This is a genomic window from Marinicauda pacifica, from assembly GCF_004793635.1.
Lineage (GTDB): Bacteria > Pseudomonadota > Alphaproteobacteria > Caulobacterales > Maricaulaceae > Marinicauda > Marinicauda pacifica.
The window spans coordinates 1-329 of record NZ_SRXV01000023.1 but is presented as its reverse complement, the minus strand read 5'-3'; the positions used below and the strand labels follow the sequence as shown (position 1 = coordinate 329).

Below are 329 nucleotides of genomic sequence, written 5' to 3'. Positions count from 1 at the left end.
GTCGTGGCTGCGGGCCTGGCCAGGAAATGCACGATCCAGCTGTCCTATGCGATCGGGGTGGCCAAACCGCTCTCGCTTTATGTCGATACCCACGGCACCGGCGAGGTGGATGAGGAAAAGCTGGAGCTGCGCCTTCGCGAGCTCGTCAATCTGTCGCCGCGCGGAATCCGGACCCATCTCCAGCTGAATCGTCCGATCTACGCACGCACGGCTGCCTATGGTCCTTTCGGGCGTGAACCCGATGCAGACGGGGGCTTTTCCTGGGAAAAGAACGATCTCGTCGACGAGCTGAAGAAACTCGCCTGAACACAGCGTGTTTCACGTGAAAC

General features: G+C 60.2%; 1 protein-coding gene. It reads left to right on the top strand.

Features of this window, described 5'->3' with window-relative positions; genetic code table 11:
* Window positions 1-306 (top strand): methionine adenosyltransferase domain-containing protein (locus E5162_RS14255; protein ID WP_158291323.1); only part of this gene is annotated, 306 nt, incomplete at its 5' end.
* Window positions 307-329: the final 23 nt, after the last annotated feature.